The organism is Streptomyces sp. NPDC001157 (assembly GCF_053598255.1).
In genome coordinates this window covers 53,061-74,869 of the sequence record NZ_JBSFJW010000043.1, presented here as the reverse complement: position 1 = coordinate 74,869, position 21,809 = coordinate 53,061, and the positions used below count along the sequence as shown (strand labels likewise).

The following is a 21,809-nucleotide window of genomic DNA, read 5'->3' as shown; positions in this document are numbered from 1 at the left end:
CCGCTACGACAAGACCGCGACCGTCTACCTCGCGGGACTCCACCTCGCCGCCATCTTCATCTGGTCGGCGAGGTGATCCAAAGGAAACGGCCTAGTGATGGAAGCCGGTGGCCGCCTCCTTGTCCCTGGTCAGCGGGTGCGGCTGCCGGCGCAGTTCCGGCAGCAGGCGGGACAGGTCCTCCACGAACAGGTCAGCGAGGTCGGCCGAGAAGCCGTTGCGGCACACCACCCGCAGCACGGACAGGTCCTCGCGGTTCGGCGGGAAGGTGTACGCGGGCAGCAGCCAGCCGCTCTCGCGCATCCGCCGGGACACGTCGAAGACGTCGTACGACTCCACGCCCGGCGCGGTGGTGAAGGCGAACACGGGCAGCTCGTCGCCCCTGGTCAGCAGGCGGAAGTCGCCGAGCGCCGCCACCCGTTCGGCGATGCTCGTGGCCACGTCGCGGGTGGTCTGCTGCACGGCCCGGTAGCCCTCCCGGCCCAGCCGCAGGAACGTGTAGTACTGGGCGACCACCTGCGCCCCTGGGCGCGAGAAGTTGAGGGCGAAGGTCGGCATGTCGCCGCCCAGGTAGTTGACGCGGAAGACGAGCTCCTCGGGCAGCGCCTCCTTGTCGCGCCACAGCGCCCAGCCGACGCCCGGGTAGACCAGCCCGTACTTGTGCCCGGAGGTGTTGATGGACGCCACACGCGGCAGGCGGAAGTCCCACACCAGGTCCTCGTCGAGGAAGGGCGCGATCATGCCGCCGGAGGCTCCGTCCACATGGACCGGGATGTCGAGACCCGTGCGCTCCTGGAGCGCGTCGAGCGCCGCACACAGGTCCGCGATGGGCTCGTACGAGCCGTCGAAGGTGGAACCGAGGATGCCGACGACCCCGATGGTGTTCTCGTCACAGAGGGCGGCCGCGGCCTGAGGATCGAGGTGGAAGCGCTCGCCCTCCATGGGGACCAGACGGGGCTCCACCTCCCAGAAGTTGCAGAACTTGTCCCAGCAGACCTGGACGTTGACGCCCATGACGAGGTTGGGGCGGGCCCCCGGTGCGGGGTTCCGCCTGCTCCAGCGCCGCTTGAGCGCCATCCCGGCGAGCATGCACGCCTCGCTCGAACCGGTCGTCGAACAGCCCACCGCCGCCGAGGGATCCGGCGCGTTCCACAGGTCGGCGAGCATCGCCACACAGCGCCGCTCCAGCTCGGCGGTGCGCGGGTACTCGTCCTTGTCGATCATGTTCTTGTCCCGGCACTCCGCCATCAGGACGCCGGCCTGCGGCTCCATCCAGGTGGTGACGAAAGTGGCCAGATTCAGCCGTGAGTTGCCGTCCAGCATCAGCTCGTCGTGCACCAGCTGGTACGCCGTCATCGGCGGCAGCGGAGCGTCCGGCAGCCGGTGCTTGGGCGGCGCCTGGGTCATGCCGCCGACCGGATTGGCCTCCCCGAAGAAGGGGTTGACCGAGACCGGGCGCTCGTCGGGTTTCTCGGAACCTTTGTGGAGCGGCATGGACGTCTCCTCGTGTCATCTCGGGAACGGGCGCCGACGGACCGGAGTTCCACCGCCGCGCAGTCGCATCCGAAATGCCCAGGACGCCTACGGTGACACCGGGCGCCGGGTGAACGGCCGGTAAGAGCGCCACAGGCCCACCATAAGCGGGCAGAACCGACACAACATCCGGAGGACTCCGCCCTGGAATCCGGCTTGCACCTCACGTGACGTGAGGGCTCACCGTGGAGTGCGTACCGAGAAGGGAGCGGAAGAAGTGAGCCACTCGGCAGGACAGGACGGCTACTCCGTGGGACAGGTCGCGGGCTTCGCCGGCGTCACGGTGCGCACGCTGCACCACTACGACGACATCGGCCTGCTCGTCCCCAGCGAGCGCAGCCGTGCGGGCCACCGGCGCTACAGCGAGGCCGACCTCGACCGACTGCAGCAGGTCCTGTTCTACCGGGAGCTCGGCTTCCCGCTCGACGAGGTCGCCGCCCTGCTCGACGACCCGGCCGCGGACCCGCGCGCGCACCTGCGCCGCCGGCACGAGCTGCTGACCGCCCGGATCGAGAAGCTGCAGAAGATGGCGGCGGCCGTGGAGCACGCCATGGAGGCACGCAAGATGGGCATCAATCTCACCCCCGAGGAGCGGTTCGAGGTCTTCGGCGACAAGGATCCCGAGCAGTACGCCGAGGAGGCGGAACAGCGCTGGGGCGGCACGGAGGCGTACGCCGAGTCGCAGCGCCGCGCCGCCACCTACACCAAGGAGGACTGGAAGCGCATCCAGGCCGAGGTCGACGACTGGGGCCGGCGGTACGCCGACCTGGTGGCCGCCGGGGAGCAGCCCACCGGCGAGGCCGCCATGGACCTGGCCGAGGAACACCGGCAGCACATCACCAGGCACTACTTCGAGGTCCCGTACGAGATGCACCGGTGCTTCGGTGAGATGTACGTCTCCGACGAGCGCTTCAAGGCGTTCTACGACGCCATGCACCCGGGCCTCGCGGAACACCTCAGGGGCGCCATCGGGGCGAACGCGTCCCGTCACGGCTCATAGCCCTCCCGGCCCGGGGGACCGCTCCCGGGCCGGGAGACCTCACAGCTTTGTGCCGGCGGGCGCACGGTGCATCCTGGGGACACCGGTGGAACCTGGGGCGGACACCTTGCGTTGATAGCTTTGGGCGCCCGCACAAGGACGCCGTACCTTCCTCCACCCCCTCAGGAGCCCGGAACCGTGACGACGCTTGCCCTCGGCCCGAGCTGGCTGGATCCGAACTACCTCCTCGACACGTTCGGCATCTGGGGCCTGCTCCTGGTCGTCTTCGCGGAGTCGGGCCTGCTCATCGGCTTCTTCCTGCCGGGCGACTCGCTGCTGTTCACCGCCGGCCTGCTGATCACGACCAACCAGCTGAACTTCCCGCTCTGGGCCGCCATCGCCCTGATCTGCGTCGCCGCGGTCCTGGGTGACCAGGCGGGCTACATGTTCGGCAAGAAGGTCGGCCCCTCGCTCTTCAACCGCCCCGACTCCCGCCTCTTCAAGCAGGAGAACGTGGTCAAGGCCCACGAGTTCTTCGAGAAGTACGGCCCGAAGTCCCTGGTGCTGGCCCGCTTTGTGCCCGTCGTGCGCACGTTCACGCCGATCATCGCGGGCGTCAGCGGCATGAAGTACCGCTCGTTCGTGGTCTTCAACGTCATCGGCGGTGTCCTGTGGGGTGCCGGTGTCACCCTGCTCGGCTCCTGGCTCGGCAAGATCGACTTCGTCCACAAGAACATCGAAGCGATCCTCATCCTGATCGTCCTCGTCTCGGTGATCCCGATCATCATCGAGTTCCTGCGCGCCCGCTCCAAGGCGAAGAAGACTCCCGAGACGCCGGCTCCGGCTCCGGCCCAGCACCAGCAGGCGCCCCCCGTGATGGACGACGCGACGACCCAGCTCCGCCGCATCCCGCCGACCGACGACCAGGGCTACCACCACCAGTACCAGCAGCAGCCGCAACAGCAGCAGCAGCCGTACTACCCGGACCAGCAGTACGCCCAGCAGTATCCCTACCAGCAGGGTCAGTATGGCGACGAGCAGAACCAGCAGTACCCCTACAACCAGGGGTACTAGAAGCGCCCCTGAGGGGCGCGGGGAACTGCGCGAAAAGCCCAACGCACCCGCGGCGCCCCCGCGCATCAGCCCCCGAGCCATTGGGCAGCCCGCGAGCTATTGGGCGCTCAGAACCCACGCGTCCGCTTCGCAGCCCGGCGCCCTGCCGCAGAAGCCCCGCCGGGAACCCGCAGGAACAACCGCGAGATCTCCGACCCCAGATTGACCCCGATCGCAATGGCCATGGCCAAAGAAGCAGCCGTGGCCAGCGAAACCAGCCCCTTGTCGACATCGTTCTGCGCGATCGACAACAACCCGAAATAGGTGGCCGACCCTGGCAACAGGGGCCCGATCGCCGCCGTCGTGTACGGCAACGCGGAAGCGAACCGGTACCGCGACAACAACTGCCCGAACAAGCCCACCAGGCCCGCCGCGACAGCCGTGGAGGCAACCGGGGACAACCCGCCGGGATAGTGCAGCGCGCCGTATACACACCACGCGACGCCCCCGTTCAGCGTCACCCACAGCACGGTCGACCGCTCCTGCTGCAACAGCACGGCGAAGGTCAGTGAGAGCAGCATCGACGCCCCGATCTGCCACCCCGGCCGCTCGGCGATGCGCACAGCCGCGTCGGGGTTGAGCTTGGCGCCCAGGTTCACCCCGAAGTACAGCACCACCAGCACACCCACGACGATGCCGACGAACAGATACATGACCTCCAGCAGCCGCGCCGACGCGGTGATGTAGAACCCGGTCAGCCCGTCCTGCACGCCCGCCACCAGCGCCCGTCCCGGCAGCAGCGCGAACAGCCCACCGGTGATGACGGCAGAGGCCTTCACGTCCACGTGCGCCACGCTCAGGGCGATCCCGATCGCGGCCGGCGGCATCGCGGCCACCGTGAACTGGTAGAACTCCGGCAGCCCGCGCCCCGCGCACAGCCAGGCCAGCCGGTCGCCGAGCATCGCGCCGAGCATGGCCGCGATGAAGACTATCCAGTCACCGCCGACGAGCACGGAGGCCGCCCCGGCGAGCAGCCCGCTCGCCCCGGTCAGCACCCACCCCGGGTACGGGTGCCGGTTGCGGCGGATCTCGGCGAGCCGCCGGTAGGCCTCCTCCAGCGAGATATGGGTCTCCGGGTCGCTGAGGTCGTCCACCAGCTGGAACACGGCCGCCAGCCGCGTGTAGTCGGTGGCCCGGCGGCGCACCGTACGCGACGCCGTCACCGGGTCGTCGACCAGGGACGGCTGGTACGAGATCGACAGCAGGGTGAAGGTGACGTTCGGCTCGCAACGGTCGAGGCCGTAGGACCGGCAGACCGCGAACATCGCGGCCTCCACGTCCTCCGCGCCCTCACCGCCCGCCAGCAGCAACTCGCCGATACGCAGGGTCAGGTCGAGGACGCGCGGGACGGCCGGACCGCCCTCCTCCGCCTTCGGCCCCGGCTCCGGAGCGGGCCGCTCGGCCACCGGCATCCGCAGCATCGTGCGCATCCGGTCCTGCCAGGGCAGGTCCTTGGTGAGACTGACCACGGGTATGCCGGTCGCCGGTGTGAACGCGGCTGGGGCCTGCTGGGCGCTGTAGGTGCTCGGGGTGCTGAACGCCGACCCCTCGGGCTCGGCGCCCGGCGGCTGCGGGACGTCCAGCCCGTCGGGGACGGCGAACTCCGACGTGGTCTCCGGTTCCACCACGACCCTGGGGGCGGCGAAGCCCGCAGGAACGGCGAACTCGGAGGTGATCTCGGGATCGAACGTGCCCCTGGCCTCGTCCGAATGCGGCTTGCGGTCCTCCGCCTCCGTCACTTGAGTAACGCTCCCTGTACGACGCGTGCGGCTACGCCAGTATGCGCACAGAAACACGAACGGGCCGCACGCGTGCGCGTACGGCCCGTCGGACGACTCAGGGCTCAGTGGCCGCCCTGCTCCTTGAACCGCTTGTAGGAGCGCTCGATCTCGACCTCGGCGTCGACCCGGCCCACCCAGTTGGCGCCCTCGACGGACTTGCCGGGCTCCAGGTCCTTGTAGACCTCGAAGAAGTGCTGGATCTCCAGGCGGTCGAACTCGGACACGTGGTGGATGTCACGCAGGTGCTCCACCCGCGGGTCCGTCGCCGGGACGCACAGCAGCTTGTCGTCGCCGCCGGCCTCGTCCGTCATCCGGAACATGCCGATCGCGCGGCACTTGATCAGACAGCCCGGGAAGGTCGGCTCGTCCAGGATGACCAGCGCGTCCAGCGGGTCGCCGTCCTCGCCGAGGGTGTTCTCGACGAATCCGTAGTCGGTCGGGTAGGCGGTCGAGGTGAAGAGTCGACGGTCCAGGCGGATCCGACCGGTCTCGTGGTCCACCTCGTACTTGTTCCGCGAACCCTTCGGGATCTCGATCGTGACGTCGAACTCCACCGGTGGCTCCTCCATGATCAGCACATAGTTCTGGTGGTTAAGTGTCCCTCACGCAGGTGTGTGATCGCGAAAGGGGCTGGTGTTCGTGCCAGAGCTGAGGCCGTGGCGGGCGGCGAGGCCGCATGTGGCGCGGGCCGCGAACGCCGTACGACCGCGTCTGGCACGGGCCGCCCGGGCCGTGCGCCCGAAGCTGGAACGAGCCGCGGCATCTACGAAACCGCAGCTCGCACGGGTACGGCCCACCCGCATCAGATGGCCGAAGACCGTCAGGACCTGGCAGTACACCGCGGGCGCCGCCACCGCCGGTGTGACGCTGGCCGTCGCCGTGGCGACCGCCGCCGGCCCCTGGGACTCCACCGGTCAGCGTACGGCCGAGGCGGACCGTGCAGCCGCCCTGGACCGTACGGGTGGCGCAGATCACGGACGTAACCCCGATACGTCCGATTCGGGCGATGCGGCGGCCGGGGGCCCGCGCCCCGCCCCCAGCGCCGCATCCGTCCTGACCGGCCTGGGCGGCGCCATGAGCACCGTGAAGCCGGCCCCGACCGGTGCGGCCCTCTCCGGCGTCCTGGGCCCCCTGCTGGAGGACGCGGCGCTCGGTACCCGGCACACCGCCGCTGTCGTCGACGTCGCCACCGGCAGGCGCCTCTACGGCACGGGCGCCGACACCGCCCTGACCCCCGCCTCCGTGACGAAGATCGCCACCGCGGTCGCCGCGCTGTCGACGCTGGGCGCCGACCACCGCCTGACCACCCGCACGGCCCTGGAACCAGACACCAGGGAACTCGTCCTGGTCGGCGGCGGCGACCCCACCCTGACGGCGCACAAGGACGCCGAGGGCTGGGCGAGCCTGCGGGACCTGGCCGACCGTACGGCGGCGGCCCTCCGGAAACGCGGTATCAAGGAGGTCACGCTCTCCTACGACACCACCCTGTACACCGGGCCCGAACTGCACTCCATCGGAGTGAACGGCAACCTCGCGCCCGTGAGCGCCCTGATGGCCGACGAGGGCCGCACGGACGACTCGACCAGCGGCCCGGTCGAACGCGTGACGGATCCGGCGGCGGCCGCGGCCCGCACGTTCGGCTCGCTCCTGGAGGGCCACGGCATCAGGACCACGTCGCCCGGCCCGTCCAAGGCGACCAGCCGCGCCGAGAACCTCGCCGCCGTGTCGTCGCCCCCGCTCTCGTCCCTGGTCGAGCGCATGCTGACCAACAGCGACAACGACATCGCGGAAGCCCTCGCCCGCCAGACGGCCGCCGCCTCGGGGAAGCCCGCGAGCTTCGACGGCGGTGCGTCCGCGATCGCTCGCGCACTGAAGAAGCTCGAACTCCCCCTCAACGGCGCCGAGTTCCACGATGGCAGCGGCCTCGACCGGGACGACAGGCTCACGGCCGACCTGCTCACGGCCCTGCTGGTGAAGGCCGGCGACCCCGCCCACCCCGAACTCCGCCCGGTCCTGACGGGCCTTCCGGTGGCCGGCTTCACCGGCACCCTGACCAGCCGCTACACGGGCGGCGCGGCAGGAGTCGTACGAGCGAAGACAGGCACCCTGACGGGCGTGAACACCCTGGCCGGCACGGTCGTCGACCAGGACGGCCGCCTACTGGCGTTCGCTTTCCTGGCCTCGAACACGACCAACCCCCTGGAGGCCCAGTCCGCACTGGACCGCACGGCCACTGCACTGGCGGCCTGCGGCTGCACCTGACGCAAGCTGCAGCCGACCGTCGCGGCCTGCCCCAAGTGGGAACGCTCACGTACCGTTGACGCATGACGAGCATCGGTGGTGCCGAGATGGTCGACTGGAATCTCGCGGTGGCGACCGCGACCCGACTCGTGCGGCCGGGCCCCGACGTGAGCCGTGACGAGGCCCGGGCCGTCGTCGCGGAACTGCGCCGGCATGCCAAGGCCTCGGAGGAACACGTCCGGGGCTTCACCCGTATGGGCACGGAGGAGACCCACGACACCCCGATCCTGGTCGTCGACCGCCCCGGCTGGGTCCGGGCGAACGTCGCAGGCTTCCGGGAGATCCTCAAGCCGCTGCTGGAGAAGATGCAGGAGCGGCGCGGCAACACCCCGGGCGGCGCGGTCCTCGGTGCGGTCGGCGGCAAGGTCACCGGCGTCGAGCTGGGCATGCTGCTGTCGTTCCTGGCCTCCCGCGTGCTGGGCCAGTACGAGACCTTCGCCCCGGCCACCCGCGAACTTCCCGCGGGGGAGCACGGCGGCGGCCGGCTCCTGCTCGTCGCCCCGAACATCGTGCACGTGGAGCGCGAACTCGACGTGCAGCCCCACGACTTCCGCCTCTGGGTCTGCCTGCACGAGGAGACGCACCGCACCCAGTTCAGCGCGGTGCCCTGGCTGCGCGACCACCTGGAGGGCGAAATCCAGTCTTTCTTGGGGGAGACCGACGTCGACCCCATGACGGTGCTTGAGCGCATCCGGGAGGCTGCCCAGTCGCTCGCGGGCGGGCGCCCCGAGGGCGAGGAGGACGACGGCGGGCGGTCCTTCGTCGAGATCGTGCAGACCCCGGCGCAGCGCGAGATCCTCGGCCGCCTCACCGCCGTGATGTCGCTCCTGGAGGGCCACGCGGACTTCGTGATGGACGGGGTGGGTCCGGCCGTCGTGCCGTCCGTCGCCGAGATCCGCGAGAAGTTCCAGCAGCGCCGCGCGAAGGGAGCCTCCCGACTGGACATGGCCCTGCGCAAGCTGCTGGGTCTGGATGCCAAACTCAGGCAGTACCGCGACGGCGAACGCTTCGTGCGAGCCGTGGTGGACCAGGTCGGCATGGACGGCTTCAACCGTGTGTGGACCTCCCCCAACACCCTGCCCACCAAGGCGGAGATCGCCAAACCGGCGGACTGGGTCGCGCGGGTGCACCGCAAGAGTGAGTCGTGAACCACATGGGAAGGTCGTGAAACGAATCCGGCCGACGGCAGGCAAACGCCCCTCCAATCACCCGTCCGAGGGACCGTGAGCCATGGGTAGGCGTGCGATGCTCGGGGAACGTCCCGGTTCTGTCACCATCTACACACTCTGAGTGACCGACCCCGGGGCTCACCCCCCGAAAACTTCATGAAGGGAACCGGACATGGGTCCCCATCCTGCGGTCGCGGCGATACGCCTGGCGGTCCGCCACGTCCTCCACGACATCCTCAACGACCACCGGACCACATCCGAGGCCTCCGGGCTCCCGGAACAGGCCCCGCGCGAGCGCTCCTCCTCGCCGCTCGTGCTCGTGGCGTGCTCCGGCGGCGCCGACTCCATGGCCCTCGCCTCCGCCCTCGCCTTCGAGGCCCCCAAGCTCGGCATCCGGGCCGGCGGCATCACCGTCGACCACGGACTTCAGCCCGGCTCGGACCTGCGCGCCGACGAAGTCGCCCTGCGGCTGCGCGAACTGGGCCTGGACCCGGTGGATTCCGTCGCCGTGACCGTGGGCCGCGAAGGCGGACCCGAAGCCGCCGCCCGCGACGCCAGGTACGCCGCACTCGACGCCTCGGCCCTCCGCCACGGCGCCGCCGCGATCCTGCTCGGCCACACCCGCGACGATCAGGCCGAAACCGTCCTGCTCGGCCTCGCCCGCGGCTCGGGCATCCGCTCCCTGTCCGGAATGGCCGCGGTCTCGGGGGCCGGCGGCCGTTACCGCCGCCCCTTCCTCCAGCTCGACCGGCAGACCGCCCGCAAGGCCTGCATGGTCCAGTCGCTCCCCGTCTGGGACGACCCCCACAACGCGGACCCCGCGTACACCCGATCCCGGCTGCGTCACGAAGGCCTGCCCGCCCTTGAGAAGGCGCTCGGCAAGGGCGTCGTGGAGGCACTCGCCCGCACCGCCCAGCTCTCCCGCGACGACGCCGACGCCCTCGACGCCTGGGCCGGCCAGGCCGAGGCCTCCGTACGCGACGCCGCGGGCCTCCTGGAGTGCGCCAAGCTCTTCGCCCTGCCGCCCGCCGTGCGCCGCCGCATCCTGCGCCGCGCGGCCATCGAGGCCGGGGCTCCCGCCGGTTCGCTGTTCGCCCGACACATCGAGGAAGTCGACCGGCTGATCACGGGCTGGCGGGGCCAGGGAGCCATCAATCTCCCGGGCAAAGTCGTCGCTCAGCGCCAGGGTGGCAGACTGGTGATTCGGCAAGGCTGAAACCTTGCCCCCCTTTGGGGGGTGATGGCGGCCGGTGGGACGACCGAAAGTGATGCGGGTGGACGCGAAAGACATGGGCACCGACCTCAAGCAGGTGCTCATCACCAAGGAAGAGATCGACGCGAAGCTGGTGGAGCTGGCCGCGAAGATCGACGCGGAGTACGCGGGCAAGGACCTGCTCATCGTCGGCGTCCTCAAGGGCGCGGTGATGGTCATGGCCGACCTCGCGCGGGCGCTGTCCACCCCCGTCACCATGGACTGGATGGCCGTGTCGTCGTACGGCGCGGGCACCCAGTCCTCCGGTGTGGTGCGGATCCTCAAGGACCTGGACACCGACATCAAGGGCAAGCACGTCCTCATCGTCGAGGACATCATCGACTCCGGCCTGACCCTGTCCTGGCTGCTGTCCAACCTCGGCTCCCGCGAGCCCGAGTCGCTCAGGGTGTGCACCCTGCTGCGCAAGCCGGACGCCGCCAAGGTCGCCATCGACGTCGAGTGGGTCGGCTTCGACATCCCGAACGAGTTCGTCGTGGGCTACGGCCTCGACTACGCCGAGAAGTACCGCAACCTCCCGTTCGTCGGTACGCTCGCGCCCCACGTCTATGGCGGCTGAGTCGGCCTCTGAGCCGACGGGGCCTTCTTTGTAGGACGATCGGGAACCCCAGCGGGTTTCGCGCCGTTGGAGCATGCAGAGACGGGAACGACAGCCGTCCGAGCGGCTCCGTGCGGCTTCGGGCAACAATGCTGGGGTACCGTCAGAAGAACTGTCTTATCAAACTCACTATGGCAGGAGGGACGGGGCGACACCGCTCCGTATGGATGGACGTGAAGCGATACTTCCGTGGGCCGGTCATGTGGATCGTGCTGGCCGTCCTTGCCGTGGTCGTGTTGATGCAGGTCGTCGGCTCGTCCGGCGGCTACAAGACGGTGGACACCGGCCAGGTCGTGGCAGCGATCAACGACAACAAGGTGGAGAGCGTCAAGCTCACCACCGGTGACGAGCAGACCGTCAAGGCTCAGCTCAAAGATGGTTTCAAGGTCGAGGGCAGCTCGAAGATCCAGGCGAGCTACATCGGCGACCAGGGCGTCAACCTCGCCAACACGCTGCAGACCAAGTACCAGGACAAGCAGATCCCGGACGGCTACACGGTTTCGCCGTCCAAGCAGAACCCCTTCCTGGGCATCCTGCTCTCCCTGCTCCCCTTCGTCCTGATCGTGGTCGTCTTCCTGTTCCTGATGAATCAGATGCAGGGCGGCGGCTCCCGGGTCATGAACTTCGGCAAGTCCAAGGCCAAGCTCATCACCAAGGACACCCCCAAGACGACGTTCTCGGACGTCGCGGGCTGTGACGAGGCCGTCGAGGAGCTCCACGAGATCAAGGAGTTCCTGCAGGAGCCGGCGAAGTTCCAGGCCGTCGGCGCCAAGATCCCCAAGGGCGTGCTGCTCTACGGCCGTCCCGGTACCGGCAAGACGCTGCTTGCGCGTGCCGTCGCCGGCGAGGCAGGGGTTCCCTTCTACTCGATCTCCGGTTCCGACTTCGTCGAGATGTTCGTCGGTGTCGGTGCCTCCCGGGTCCGTGACCTGTTCGAGCAGGCCAAGGCGAACGCCCCGGCGATCGTCTTCGTCGACGAGATCGACGCGGTCGGCCGTCACCGCGGCGCCGGCCTCGGCGGCGGTCACGACGAGCGCGAGCAGACGCTGAACCAGCTGCTCGTCGAGATGGACGGCTTCGACGTCAAGGGCGGTGTGATTCTCATCGCCGCCACGAACCGCCCGGACATCCTCGACCCGGCGCTGCTGCGTCCCGGCCGCTTCGACCGCCAGATCGCGGTCGACCCGCCGGACCTGCAGGGCCGCCTGGAGATCCTCAAGGTCCACCAGAAGGGCAAGCCGGTCGCCCCGGACGTCGACCTCGCGGCCGTCGCCCGCCGTACGCCGGGCTTCACCGGCGCGGACCTGAGCAACGTCCTCAACGAGGCCGCGCTGCTCACCGCCCGCAGCGACAAGAAGCTGATCGACAACTCCATGCTGGACGAGGCGATCGACCGCGTGGTGGCGGGCCCGCAGAAGCGGACCCGGATCATGTCGGACAAGGAGAAGAAGATCACCGCGTACCACGAGGGCGGTCACGCCCTGGTCGCGGCGGCCTCCCCGAACTCCGACCCGGTCCACAAGATCACGATCCTGTCCAGAGGCCGTGCCCTCGGCTACACGATGGTCCTGCCGGACGAGGACAAGTACTCCACGACCCGCAACGAGATGCTGGACCAGCTGGCCTACATGCTGGGCGGCCGCGCGGCCGAGGAGCTCGTCTTCCACGACCCGACCACGGGCGCTGCCAACGACATCGAGAAGGCCACCGCCACGGCCCGCGCGATGGTCACGCAGTACGGCATGACCGAGCGGCTGGGCGCCATCAAGTTCGGCGGCGACAACACCGAGCCGTTCCTCGGACGTGAGATGGCTCACCAGCGCGACTACTCGGAAGAGGTCGCCGCGCTGGTGGACGAGGAAGTCAAGAAGCTCATCGAGAACGCGCACAACGAGGCCTGGGAGATCCTGGTCGAGAACCGCGACGTCCTCGACAACCTCGTCCTGCAGCTGCTGGAGAAGGAGACGCTGGGGAAGGAGGAGATCGCCGAGATCTTCTCCGCCATCGTCAAGCGCCCGGCCAGGCCCGCCTGGACCGGCTCCTCCCGCCGCACGCCGTCCACCCGCCCGCCGGTGCTCTCCCCGAAGGAGCTCGCACTGACGAACGGCGCCAACGGCGCGACCCCGGCGATCAGCACCGCCAAGTCGACGGCGACGGATTCCGCCCCGGCGATCGAGACGGCCCCGGAGGACCGCCCGGAGAGCTGACCACCGCTCTCCCGGCGGCCACGTCGGCCCGGAATGAATGCCGCGCCCCCCAGGTTCTAGCCTGGGGGGCGCGGCATTTCAGCCATGTCGCAGATGAAGCGCGTGGCCCACACGCGTGACCCGCACAGGAACGAGGCACCAGATGACCGACCCCGTGACGCTGGACGGCGAGGGCTCGATCGGCGAGTTCGACGAGAAGCGCGCCGAGAACGCCGTACGCGAACTGCTGATCGCGGTCGGCGAGGACCCGGACCGGGAGGGCCTGAGGGAGACGCCGGCGCGGGTGGCGCGGGCGTACCGGGAGATCTTCGCGGGGCTCTGGCAGAAGCCCGAGGACGTGCTGACGACGACGTTCGACCTGGGGCACGACGAGATGGTGCTGGTGAAGGACATCGAGGTGTACTCGACCTGTGAGCATCACCTCGTGCCGTTCAGGGGAGTCGCCCACGTCGGATACATTCCGGCCACCACCGGCAAGATCACGGGTCTGTCCAAGCTCGCCCGCCTCGTGGACGTCTACGCCCGGCGCCCGCAGGTGCAGGAACGTCTCACCACGCAGATCGCGGACTCCTTGATGGAGATCCTGGAGCCGCGTGGCGTTATCGTCGTCGTGGAGTGCGAGCACATGTGCATGTCGATGCGCGGCATCCGCAAGCCGGGGGCGAAGACCATAACGTCCGCGGTGCGCGGGCAGCTGCGCGACGCGGCCACGCGGAACGAGGCGATGAGCCTCATCATGGCGCGCTGAAGCGCCGGTGGCTCAGGCCGCCGAAGCCGCCCCGTTGTTGTTCTCGTCGTCCTCCGGCAGCCTGCACACGCGCTCCAGGAAGATGGCCGCCACTATCACCGCGATGCCCGCCACGACCGAGAAGCCGGCGTAGATGGCCTGGTCACGGCGGGCCGGAATGTCGAGGAGCTCCAGAAGGAAGACGCCCGTGCCGCCGTACATGCCGGCGACGAGGGCGGCGACCAGGGCACTGGCCTGGCCGAAGACGACCGCGCGGGCCGCCATCAGGGGGTCGACGCCCTTGGCCTCGGGGCGGCGCTCGCGCTGGGCCTTGAACCGGCCGCGCAGGGAGAGCGCCGTGGCCAGCAGGACCACCGCGATCAGGGCGAGGACGATGGGGGCGGCGAGGGGGACGCTGGGGAGGGTCCCGATCGAGTTCCAGAGGCGGGCGCCCGCCCAGGACAGGATTCCGGCCACGACGAACACGCCGACCAGCACCCTGATGCGCAGCTCTCTCACGGTGTCCCTTCAGCTCCCCCGGGTCCTGCGGACCGTCCCGCGGACTGTGGTCTTCCCGACCTTGCCGTCCTGACCTTAACGACTACTCGGGCAGGTGGAGTTCCAGGTCCTTGCGCGGTGTCACGCCCTCTCGGGTGACGGCTTCGAGGAGAGCGGCGACCGTGCCGCGGCCGGGCAGCTGGGCCTGCGGCTCCATGTCGTGCCAGGGGGCGAGGACGAAGGCGCGCTCGTGGGCGCGGGGGTGGGGCAGCGTGAGGTGCGGGTCGTCGTCGATGACGTCGGCGTACGCGACGATGTCGACGTCGAGGGTGCGCGCGCCCCACCGCTCGTCCCGTACCCGGTGGAAGGCCTCCTCGATCGCGTGCGCCCGCTCCAGGAGCGAGGACGGGGGCAGGGTGGTCTTCAGGACGACGACCGCGTTGAAGTACGAGGGCTGGCTGCCCGGCTCGACGCCCCACGGCTCCGTCTCGTACACCGGAGAGACGGCCTTGATGCGGACGCCCGGGGTGTCCTCCAGGGCGTCGATGGCGCCCTGGAGGGTCTCCAGGCGGTTGCCCAGGTTCGCGCCGAGGGAGATCACCGCCCGTTTCGGGTTGTGGAGCGTCGTGTCGGCGGCGTCCACCTGTGCCACGACGGAGGCGGGTACCGGCTGTACGGTCGGGTCGCTCGAACCCGTGGCGAAGGACGCGGTCATACTCGGCTCCGGGTGATGGTGACGGTCACGTCGTCGAAGGGGACCGTGATCGGGGCGTCCGGTTTGTGGACGCAGACCTCGACCTCCTGGACCCCGTCGTGCTTCAGACAGGCCTGGGCGATGCGCTCGGCGAGCGTCTCGATGAGGTTGACGGGCTCGCCCTCGACGACGGCCACGACCTCCTCCGCCACGATGCCGTAGTGCACTGTCTTCGCCAGGTCGTCGTCGGCGGCGGCCGGGCGGGTGTCCAGGCCGAGGACGAGGTCCACGACGAAGGTCTGGCCCTCCTCGCGCTCCTTGGGGAACACCCCGTGGTACCCGCGGGCCTTGAGGCCGCGCAGCGCGACACGATCCACACGAATCACTCCTGCAATCGTCGGTGACGGCCGGTCGATGCCGTGTGCGGGCGGCACACCGGCCTCGAACGAATCTACCTGCGGGCACTGACAGGGCAGGGCCACTGGGGCGTGGCCCGTGCCGGGGCCAGGAGGGTTCATCGCGTGTTTCCCCTGGGGAACCCGGCGGCTCATGGGTTGGTAGCCGCCCCTACCCAGGGGTCCGTGATTCCAACCACTTCTTGGTCCTCAAGGGGGCGCCTACCCACTCAGGAGGGTGTGTCCTCGTCCTCGTCCTCTTCGTTTTCGGTCATCACGGGGGAGGCGTGGTGGGACCAGAGCTTCCAGCCCGCCGGGGTGCGGCGGAACACGTTCGTGGCGACCACCAGCTGGCCGACGAGCGGGCCGAGTTCCTCGCCGCCCTTGGGGGCCGGGCCGCCGCTGAGGATGTTCTCGGTGCAGGTCACCAGGGCGGCGTCGCCGGTGACGGAGACATGCACGTCGGTGAGGAAGAACTGGATGTAGTCGGTGTTCGCCATGATCAGCGCATACGACCGCAGGACCTCGCCCCGGCCGGTGAGCGCGGGCCAGCCGGGGTGCACGCACGAGATCACGCCGGTGTCCGCCGGGTCGTGGTACTCCTCGTCGACCCCCAGGTCGGACGGGGCGAGCCAGAGCGCGGACAGCTCCTCGAAGTCGCCGCGCTCCATGGCCTCGTAGAAGGCGGTGTTGGCGGCTTCCACCTGCTCGACGTCGGTATGGGGGGCGCTCACCGGGCTCCTTCGGCGGCGCGCGCGCCCTCCACGGCGCGTGCGACCCGCACGGCGTCCGCCGTTGCGCGCACCTCGTGCACGCGCACCGCCCATGCGCCGGCGTGCGCGGCGAGTGCGGAGACGGCGGCCGTGGCGGCGTCGCGCTCGCGCGCGGGCGGGGGCGCGCCCTCCGGTCCGGCCAGGACGCGGCCGAGGAACCGCTTGCGGGAGGCGGCGACGAGCAGGGGATGGCCGAGGCCGAGCAGCCGGTCCAGGTGGGCGAGCAGGACCAGGTCGTGCTCGGCGTCCTTGGAGAAGCCGAGGCCGGGGTCGACGACGACGCGGTCGGGGGCGATGCCGCCGGCCAGGACGGCCTCCACGCGTGCGTGCAGCTCGCCGGCGACTTCGGTGACCACGTCGCCGTACACGCCCTTGACGTTGCCGCCCTCCAGAAAGCCGCGCCAGTGCATGACGACGAAGGGGGCGCCGGCCGCTGCCACCGCCGGGATCATCGCGGGGTCGGCGAGGCCGCCGCTGACGTCGTTGACGAGGGCGGCGCCTGCGGCCAGCGCTCGTTCGGCGACGGAGGCGCGCATGGTGTCGACGGAGACGGTGACGCCCTCGGAGGCGAGGCCGCGGACCACGGGGATGACGCGCTTGAGCTCCTCGGCCTCGTCGACGCGGGTGGCGCCCGGCCGGGTGGACTCGCCGCCGACGTCGACCAGGTCCGCGCCCTCGGCGACCAGGTCGAGGCCGTGTTTGACGGCGTTCGTCGTGTCGAAGAAGCGGCCGCCGTCGGAGAAGGAATCGGGCGTGACGTTCACGACCCCCATGACCGCGCAGCGGTCCCACTCCGGAAGGCCCGCGACGCGCCCGCGTCCGCTCTGCTTGCTCATACGTTCAGCGTAGGCCCCGGACGCGGCCGTAAGACGCCACGGCCCGGACGGAAGCCCCTCGGCTGAGGGAGTTTCCGTCCGGGCCTGTTCTTCACAGTGTCCGGCGTCCGGTGCCTGGGTCAGGCGGTCATGCCGCGCGTACGTCGCGCTCCGCGATGGCGTGCGTGCACACGCTCGGGGCGGGCCTGCGGCGGCGCAGGAAGCGCGGCAGGGGCAGGGCGAGGTTGACGAAGCCCTCCGCCTGCATGGCGGCGAAGCCGATGCGCGGCAGGTCGGCCGACGCGCGGTAGACGACGAAGCGGGGTTCCCAGCGCGGCTGGAACTTCGCGTTGAACTTGTACAGGGACTCGATCTGGAACCAGCGGGACAGGAAGACCAGAAGACCGCGCCAGGCGCGCAGCACCGGGCCCGCGCCGATCTTCTCGCCGCGCGCGAGTGCCGAGCGGAACATCGCGAAGTTGAGCGACACGCGCGTGATGCCGAATTTCGGTGCCGCCTGGAGGGCCGCCACGATGAGGAGTTCGTTCATGCCGGGGTCGGCACTGCGGTCGCGGCGCATCAGGTCCAGGGAGGCGCCGTCGGTGCCCCACGGGACGAAGTGCAGGATCGCCTTCAGGTCGCCGTACTCGCCCGGCTGGTCGTCCGCCTTGTGGGCGGTGGCGATCAGACAGTCGCCGTCGGCGGCGTCGCCGATGCGGCCCAGTGCCATGGAGAACCCGCGCTCGGTGTCGGTGCCGCGCCAGTCCTCGGCGGCGTTGCGGATCCGCGCCAGCTCGGCCTCGCCGAGATCACGAATACGTCGTACCCGGGTTTCGTAACCGGCGCGCTCGATGCGCTTGACCATCTGACGCACGTTGCGCATCGCGCGGCCGGCGAGGGAGAAATCCGCTACGTCCACCACCGCCTCGTCGCCCAGCTCCAGGGCGTCGAGTCCGGTCTCGCGGGTCCATACCTCGCCGCCCGTCTCCGAGCAGCCCATGACGGCCGGCGTCCAGGAGTGGGCCCTGGCCTCGTCCATGAACCGCTCGATGGCGCCCGGCCAGGCCTCGACGTCGCCGATGGGGTCACCACTGGCGAGCATCACGCCGGACACGACCCGGTACGTCACCGCCGCCTTGCCGCTGGGCGAGAAGACGACCGCCTTGTCGCGGCGCAGCGCGAAGTGGCCGAGGGAGTCGCGGCGGCCGTGCTTCTCCAGCAGGGCACGCAGGCGTGCCTCGTCCTCCTCCGTCAGCTGGGCGGCGGGGTGTTCGGGCCGGAAGGCGAGGTAGATCGTCGTGACGGCCGTCAGCAGTCCGAGGGCGCCGAGGGAGAAGCCGACGGTCCAGGAGGTGTCGCCCTGGTAGTCGACCGGGCCCTCGAAGCCGAACAGGCCGTAGAGGACGTGCGTGATGCGGTCGGCCAGGCTCGGGTCGCCGACCATGCGGTTCGGGTGGACGCTGACGATGAGCAACCCGAGGGCGAGGGAACCTGCGCCCATGAGGACGAAGTTCGCGAGCGCCCGCCACCGGCTGCGCGGATCGGGGAGCGCCCGGAACTGGTCCCGGTGTCGCAGCAGCGGTGCGAGCAGCGCCAGCGAGATGATCACTCCGATGATGGAGTGGCGGTATGTGAACTGCGCCACCGCGCCCGCCGGCAACAGCGCCACCGCGGCGCGCCACGCCCGGCGTTTGCCGCGCCTCAGGCCGTGCGCGAGCAGCAGCAGCAGGATGCCGGCGCTGAGCGAGAGCGCGGCCGCGAACGGGCCGAACGACCCGGGCAGCACTTCGGCGATGCTGTGCATACGGCTGTGCCTGAAGCGCGGGAAGACGCCCGCGGCGATGTCCAGAACGCCCACAAGTGTGCAGGCTCTGGCGACGAGGACGGGTACGGCCTCGGGGCGCGGACCACGGAGTACGCGCCGCGCGCTGCGTGATCGGGAGGGAACCCCACCCGACATTTCCTCATCTGTCCTGACAGACATCGCATCCCGTAGTTCTGCGAGAGACCTTGGATCCGGGCCCGAACGGGGCATCCGGCGACATTGCGCCCTCTAGGACGGTGTCTCGGGGGGCGAGGTTCCAACCTCTCCTCAAAGCCGGTCCAAAGGCCGAGGAAAGTCCCGGACAAGCTCTCGCGAAGGTGTGCGGGACCCGGGTGGAAAACCGCAGGCAGGAAGCAGGTCATGGGTCTTACGAGCAACAAAGTGCTGCTGCTGGCAGTGATGTTCGCCGTACTGCTGTTCGTGGGCACGGTGTGGGTGTGGCCGCGCCTGGCGCGGCGCAACTGGCGCGCCGTCAGCGGACGCGTCGGGCTGCTGTTCGGCACCCAGCTGGCCCTCTTCCTGTCGGTCGGCCTCGCCGCCAACCAGGCGTTCGGGTTCTACGCCAGCTGGGCGGACCTGTTCGGCCAGGAGAAGGCTCAGGGCGTGGTCGTGAACCACACGGCGTCCGGCCGCTCCGGCGGCCCGCTGCAGGTGATCGACACGGCACGCGTGCGTGGAGCCGGCGGTTCCCAGCCGCAGGCCGGCGGTCAGATCCAGAAGGTCGACATCGTCGGCCGCACGACGAACATCGCCACACCCGCGTATGTGTATCTGCCGCCGGAGTACTTCCAGCCGCAGTACCGCACGCGTACGTTCCCCGCGGCGGTCGTCCTCACCGGATATCCGGGCACGGCCCAGGCGCTCGTGGACAAGCTGCACTATCCGAGTACGGCACAGGGCCTTGCGAAGAACGGCCGTATGCAGCCGATGATCCTGGTGATGCTGCGGCCGACGGTGGCGCCGCCGAGGGACACGGAATGCGTGGACATCCCGGGTGGTCCGAAGACGGAGACGTTCTTCGCCAAGGACCTGCCCGATGCCGTACTCGCGCACTACAGGGTGGGCAAAAGGCCGGTCAGCTGGGGCATCATCGGCGATTCGACGGGCGGCTACTGTGCGCTGAAGCTCGCCATGCACCATCCCCGGGTGTATGCCGCGGCGGCGGGTCTGTCGCCGTACTACAAGGCGCCGATCGACCCCACCACGGGCGATCTCTTCCGCGACGACAAGGGGCTGCGCAACCGCGCCGACCTGTGGTGGTGCATCAGGCATCTGCCCGCCCCGGACACTTCACTGCTCGTCACCAGCAGCAAGATCGGGGAATCCAACTACAAGGCGACACTGAAGTTCATAGAGGGTGTGCGGGCCACGAACCGGACGCGGATCTCGTCGATCATCCTTGACAGCGGAGGGCACAACTTCAACACCTGGCGGCGGGAGATTCCCGCGACACTGCAGTGGATCAGTGGGCGGCTGAGCGACCGGTGACCGGGGTTCCGAGAGTTGATGATCTTGCTGAATTCGGCATAGGGCAATTCCTGATGCCCTGTGAACGTTTCGGTATGGCTGTGTTTTTGCGGGGCGGGGCGCCAACACTCGCCTACGCGCGGTAAGTTTCTGGCCATGCCACGTGGACGTCACCGCCATTCCCCGCCCTTGCACAGACTGCTGCCACCGTCGGCGATCGCAGGCGTCTCTTTCGTCTGCGCCTTCGGTCCGTGGGTGTTCTCCCAACAGGCCGTGCTCCGTGTCATAGCCGCGGCCGCCGCGGCCACGGCGGTCGTCGGTGCGGCCGTCATGCGTCGTTGGGATACCCAGGCCGGCAAGCAGGTCGCCGACCTCACGCGCGCGCGTGCGAGCGACGAGTGGCGGCACGAGGAGCGGGTCGCCGAGCTGGAGACAGACCTCGAGGAGTCGCGCGAACTGCGCGCCAAGCTGGAGCAGCGGCTGCGGGCCAAGCGCGCCGAACTGGCGGGACTGCGCAACGAACACGCGGCGCTGCTGCGGCGGTACGCCACCGCCGAGACCGAGCGGGCGAGCGCCCTGGAGGGCCGCCGCCTGCTCGAGATAGAGGCCGCCCCGGCCCGCGCCCTGCCGCCCGTGCCGACGGCCGACCCCGCGGCTGCGGAGCGGGAGCTCGCGGAGGAGACCGAGGCTGTGGCTGCCTCGGCGCCGGCGATCTTCTCCCCGGAGGGTTCCAAGCTGTTCCTGCGGGCGAAGGCGGCGCTGACGAAGTTCGACGAGGACGGTGACGGTTCTCCGAAGGACGACGGCGGCGCGGACGGCGAGGCGGACTCGCAGGACGCCGCGAGTGCCGAGGCCGAGGACGACACCGACCCCGAGGACGACGATTCCCCGAAGGGCGGCGGCTCCCCCAAGGGTGACGACCCTTCGAAGGACGTCTCCCCGAAGGGCGAGCCGGTGACGGTGAAGGCCGGTTCGGACTCGGCGGCAGCCCAGGAGGCCGCGACCGAGCCCGTCGCCACCGTGACCGAGGCCGCCACCGGTGAGGCCGAGGCCGCGGACCAGGAGGATGAGTCGCAGGGGCAGCCCCAGGCGGTCGACGGGCATGAGCGCGCGGCCGCCACCACTTTGGCCAGGCATGTCCCGGCCGCCCAGCCCGTGCAGCAGCCCGCAGGTCACTTCGTCGCGCCGACCGCGGTGGCCGTGGTACCGGCCGCCCCCGTGCGGCGTCCGGCGGTCGAGGGCGGATTCGACTTCTTCGGTACGAAGGCGGAGGGGGCGCAGGACGCCCTCGCGGCCGTGCAGAACGAGGACCTCGCCGATGTGGTCGGCCAGGAGGCGCTCGCCGTCCACAAGGCCGAGGCCGAGGCGGAGTTCAAGCCCGCCGACGAGAAGACCCCCGGCGTCGGCCAGGTCATCGACCTGACGGCCCACGACGAGACCGAGCAGATCGATGTGCAGGGGCTGCGGAGCGCGGTTTCCTGAGACCTTCGGTCCCCTGACGGCCCCGGGCGCTTTCTCACGGCCCGGGGCCTCTCGCTTGCCCGGGCTCCTCGCCACCCGGGCTCCGGCGTCCCCGGCGCCGCCGGGTCATAGCCCTGCGGCGCCATCCACCGGTCCGGCGGCGCGTCCTGTCGTCCTGTCTGTGACCGCTCGGCTGCCTTGCAGT

Annotated in this window: 19 protein-coding genes; 10 read left to right on the top strand and 9 right to left on the bottom strand. The window is 70.0% G+C overall.

Features of this window, described 5'->3' with window-relative positions; genetic code table 11:
• Positions 1–91: 91 nt before the first annotated feature.
• Entirely contained in the window at positions 92–1,492 is a 1,401-nt protein-coding gene (locus ACWDAG_RS41785) for a glutamate decarboxylase (RefSeq protein WP_450700799.1), read from the bottom strand.
• A gap of 256 nt (positions 1,493–1,748) precedes the next feature.
• Between ACWDAG_RS41785 and ACWDAG_RS41780 the strand changes: the two genes are divergently transcribed.
• Both ACWDAG_RS41780 and ACWDAG_RS41775 read left to right on the top strand, forming a co-directional pair.
• Positions 1,749–2,531, top strand: a complete 783-nt coding sequence (locus tag ACWDAG_RS41780; protein ID WP_450700798.1) for a MerR family transcriptional regulator — start codon at positions 1,749–1,751, stop codon at positions 2,529–2,531.
• A gap of 177 nt (positions 2,532–2,708) precedes the next feature.
• The gene (locus tag ACWDAG_RS41775; protein WP_450700797.1) at positions 2,709–3,584 is read left to right on the top strand and encodes a DedA family protein; all 876 of its coding nucleotides are present in this window, start codon (positions 2,709–2,711) and stop codon (positions 3,582–3,584) included.
• Between the two features lie 107 nt (positions 3,585–3,691).
• Here the strand turns inward: ACWDAG_RS41775 and ACWDAG_RS41770 are convergent, their stop codons facing one another.
• Together ACWDAG_RS41770 and ACWDAG_RS41765 are read right to left on the bottom strand one after the other, a co-directional pair.
• Positions 3,692–5,362, bottom strand: coding sequence for a threonine/serine ThrE exporter family protein (locus ACWDAG_RS41770; RefSeq protein ID WP_450700796.1), 1,671 nt, complete (start codon positions 5,360–5,362; stop codon positions 3,692–3,694).
• Between the two features lie 104 nt (positions 5,363–5,466).
• Positions 5,467–5,958 carry an inorganic diphosphatase gene (locus tag ACWDAG_RS41765; protein ID WP_115906709.1) on the bottom strand — a complete coding sequence of 164 codons (492 nt, stop codon included), beginning with the start codon at positions 5,956–5,958 and terminating at the stop codon, positions 5,467–5,469.
• A 79-nt stretch (positions 5,959–6,037) separates the two neighbouring features.
• Here ACWDAG_RS41765 and dacB point away from each other — a divergent pair, with 79 nt between their 5' ends.
• The 6 genes from dacB (at position 6,038) to folE (ending at position 13,697) form a co-directional block, all read left to right on the top strand.
• Positions 6,038–7,666: a D-alanyl-D-alanine carboxypeptidase/D-alanyl-D-alanine endopeptidase gene (gene dacB, locus ACWDAG_RS41760; protein WP_450700795.1), complete on the top strand. Its 1,629-nt coding sequence runs from the start codon at positions 6,038–6,040 to the stop codon at positions 7,664–7,666.
• Between the two features lie 62 nt (positions 7,667–7,728).
• Positions 7,729–8,853: a zinc-dependent metalloprotease gene (locus ACWDAG_RS41755; RefSeq protein ID WP_450700794.1), complete on the top strand. Its 1,125-nt coding sequence runs from the start codon at positions 7,729–7,731 to the stop codon at positions 8,851–8,853.
• A 193-nt stretch (positions 8,854–9,046) separates the two neighbouring features.
• Positions 9,047–10,090 (top strand): tRNA lysidine(34) synthetase TilS, encoded by a 1,044-nt coding sequence (gene tilS / locus ACWDAG_RS41750; RefSeq protein ID WP_450700793.1) that lies wholly within the window; start codon positions 9,047–9,049, stop codon positions 10,088–10,090.
• Positions 10,091–10,142: 52 nt separating this feature from the next.
• Positions 10,143–10,703, top strand: coding sequence for a hypoxanthine phosphoribosyltransferase (gene hpt / locus ACWDAG_RS41745; RefSeq protein WP_351472847.1), 561 nt, complete (start codon positions 10,143–10,145; stop codon positions 10,701–10,703).
• Positions 10,704–10,909: 206 nt separating this feature from the next.
• Positions 10,910–12,949: an ATP-dependent zinc metalloprotease FtsH gene (gene ftsH, locus ACWDAG_RS41740; RefSeq protein ID WP_450700792.1), complete on the top strand. Its 2,040-nt coding sequence runs from the start codon at positions 10,910–10,912 to the stop codon at positions 12,947–12,949.
• A gap of 142 nt (positions 12,950–13,091) precedes the next feature.
• Positions 13,092–13,697, top strand: coding sequence for a GTP cyclohydrolase I FolE (gene folE / locus ACWDAG_RS41735; protein ID WP_450700791.1), 606 nt, complete (start codon positions 13,092–13,094; stop codon positions 13,695–13,697).
• 12 nt (positions 13,698–13,709) lie between these two features.
• Here folE and ACWDAG_RS41730 read toward each other — a convergent pair whose 3' ends face one another.
• The 6 genes from ACWDAG_RS41730 to ACWDAG_RS41705 all read right to left on the bottom strand — a co-directional run bounded on the left by ACWDAG_RS41730 (position 13,710) and on the right by ACWDAG_RS41705 (position 18,811).
• Positions 13,710–14,195, bottom strand: a complete 486-nt coding sequence (locus ACWDAG_RS41730; RefSeq protein ID WP_450700790.1) for a DUF3180 domain-containing protein — start codon at positions 14,193–14,195, stop codon at positions 13,710–13,712.
• Between the two features lie 82 nt (positions 14,196–14,277).
• The gene (gene folK / locus ACWDAG_RS41725; RefSeq protein WP_450700789.1) at positions 14,278–14,889 is read right to left on the bottom strand and encodes a 2-amino-4-hydroxy-6-hydroxymethyldihydropteridine diphosphokinase; all 612 of its coding nucleotides are present in this window, start codon (positions 14,887–14,889) and stop codon (positions 14,278–14,280) included.
• Positions 14,886–15,245, bottom strand: coding sequence for a dihydroneopterin aldolase (gene folB / locus ACWDAG_RS41720; RefSeq protein ID WP_450700788.1), 360 nt, complete (start codon positions 15,243–15,245; stop codon positions 14,886–14,888). Before folB ends, folK begins: the two co-directional genes overlap by 4 nt.
• Positions 15,246–15,493: 248 nt before the next feature.
• Positions 15,494–15,997 (bottom strand): nuclear transport factor 2 family protein, encoded by a 504-nt coding sequence (locus tag ACWDAG_RS41715; protein ID WP_450700787.1) that lies wholly within the window; start codon positions 15,995–15,997, stop codon positions 15,494–15,496.
• Positions 15,994–16,872 (bottom strand): dihydropteroate synthase, encoded by an 879-nt coding sequence (gene folP / locus ACWDAG_RS41710; protein WP_450700786.1) that lies wholly within the window; start codon positions 16,870–16,872, stop codon positions 15,994–15,996. The genes ACWDAG_RS41715 and folP overlap by 4 nt, the downstream gene beginning before the upstream one ends.
• Positions 16,873–16,999: 127 nt before the next feature.
• Positions 17,000–18,811, bottom strand: coding sequence for a phosphatidylglycerol lysyltransferase domain-containing protein (locus ACWDAG_RS41705; protein ID WP_450700785.1), 1,812 nt, complete (start codon positions 18,809–18,811; stop codon positions 17,000–17,002).
• 225 nt (positions 18,812–19,036) lie between these two features.
• On the opposite strand from ACWDAG_RS41705, the gene ACWDAG_RS41700 reads away from it, so the two are divergent.
• Both ACWDAG_RS41700 and ACWDAG_RS41695 read left to right on the top strand, forming a co-directional pair.
• Positions 19,037–20,164 (top strand): alpha/beta hydrolase, encoded by a 1,128-nt coding sequence (locus ACWDAG_RS41700; protein WP_450700784.1) that lies wholly within the window; start codon positions 19,037–19,039, stop codon positions 20,162–20,164.
• Positions 20,165–20,299: 135 nt separating this feature from the next.
• Positions 20,300–21,625: a hypothetical protein gene (locus ACWDAG_RS41695; RefSeq protein ID WP_450700783.1), complete on the top strand. Its 1,326-nt coding sequence runs from the start codon at positions 20,300–20,302 to the stop codon at positions 21,623–21,625.
• Positions 21,626–21,809: the final 184 nt, after the last annotated feature.

Excerpts from the sequence above, each read along its gene's own strand:
- hpt (WP_351472847.1), top strand. The coding sequence starts at position 10,143 with ATGCGGGTGGACGCGAAAGACATGGGCACCGACCTCAAGCAGGTGCTC.
- ACWDAG_RS41695 (WP_450700783.1), top strand. The coding sequence starts at position 20,300 with ATGCCACGTGGACGTCACCGCCATTCCCCGCCCTTGCACAGACTGCTG.
- ACWDAG_RS41705 (WP_450700785.1), bottom strand. The coding sequence starts at position 18,811 with ATGTCGGGTGGGGTTCCCTCCCGATCACGCAGCGCGCGGCGCGTACTC.
- ACWDAG_RS41700 (WP_450700784.1), top strand. The coding sequence starts at position 19,037 with ATGGGTCTTACGAGCAACAAAGTGCTGCTGCTGGCAGTGATGTTCGCC.
- ftsH (WP_450700792.1), top strand. The coding sequence starts at position 10,910 with ATGGACGTGAAGCGATACTTCCGTGGGCCGGTCATGTGGATCGTGCTG.
- tilS (WP_450700793.1), top strand. The coding sequence starts at position 9,047 with ATGGGTCCCCATCCTGCGGTCGCGGCGATACGCCTGGCGGTCCGCCAC.
- folK (WP_450700789.1), bottom strand. The coding sequence starts at position 14,889 with ATGACCGCGTCCTTCGCCACGGGTTCGAGCGACCCGACCGTACAGCCG.
- ACWDAG_RS41755 (WP_450700794.1), top strand. The coding sequence starts at position 7,729 with ATGACGAGCATCGGTGGTGCCGAGATGGTCGACTGGAATCTCGCGGTG.
- folP (WP_450700786.1), bottom strand. The coding sequence starts at position 16,872 with ATGAGCAAGCAGAGCGGACGCGGGCGCGTCGCGGGCCTTCCGGAGTGG.
- ACWDAG_RS41785 (WP_450700799.1), bottom strand. The coding sequence starts at position 1,492 with ATGCCGCTCCACAAAGGTTCCGAGAAACCCGACGAGCGCCCGGTCTCG.
- folE (WP_450700791.1), top strand. The coding sequence starts at position 13,092 with ATGACCGACCCCGTGACGCTGGACGGCGAGGGCTCGATCGGCGAGTTC.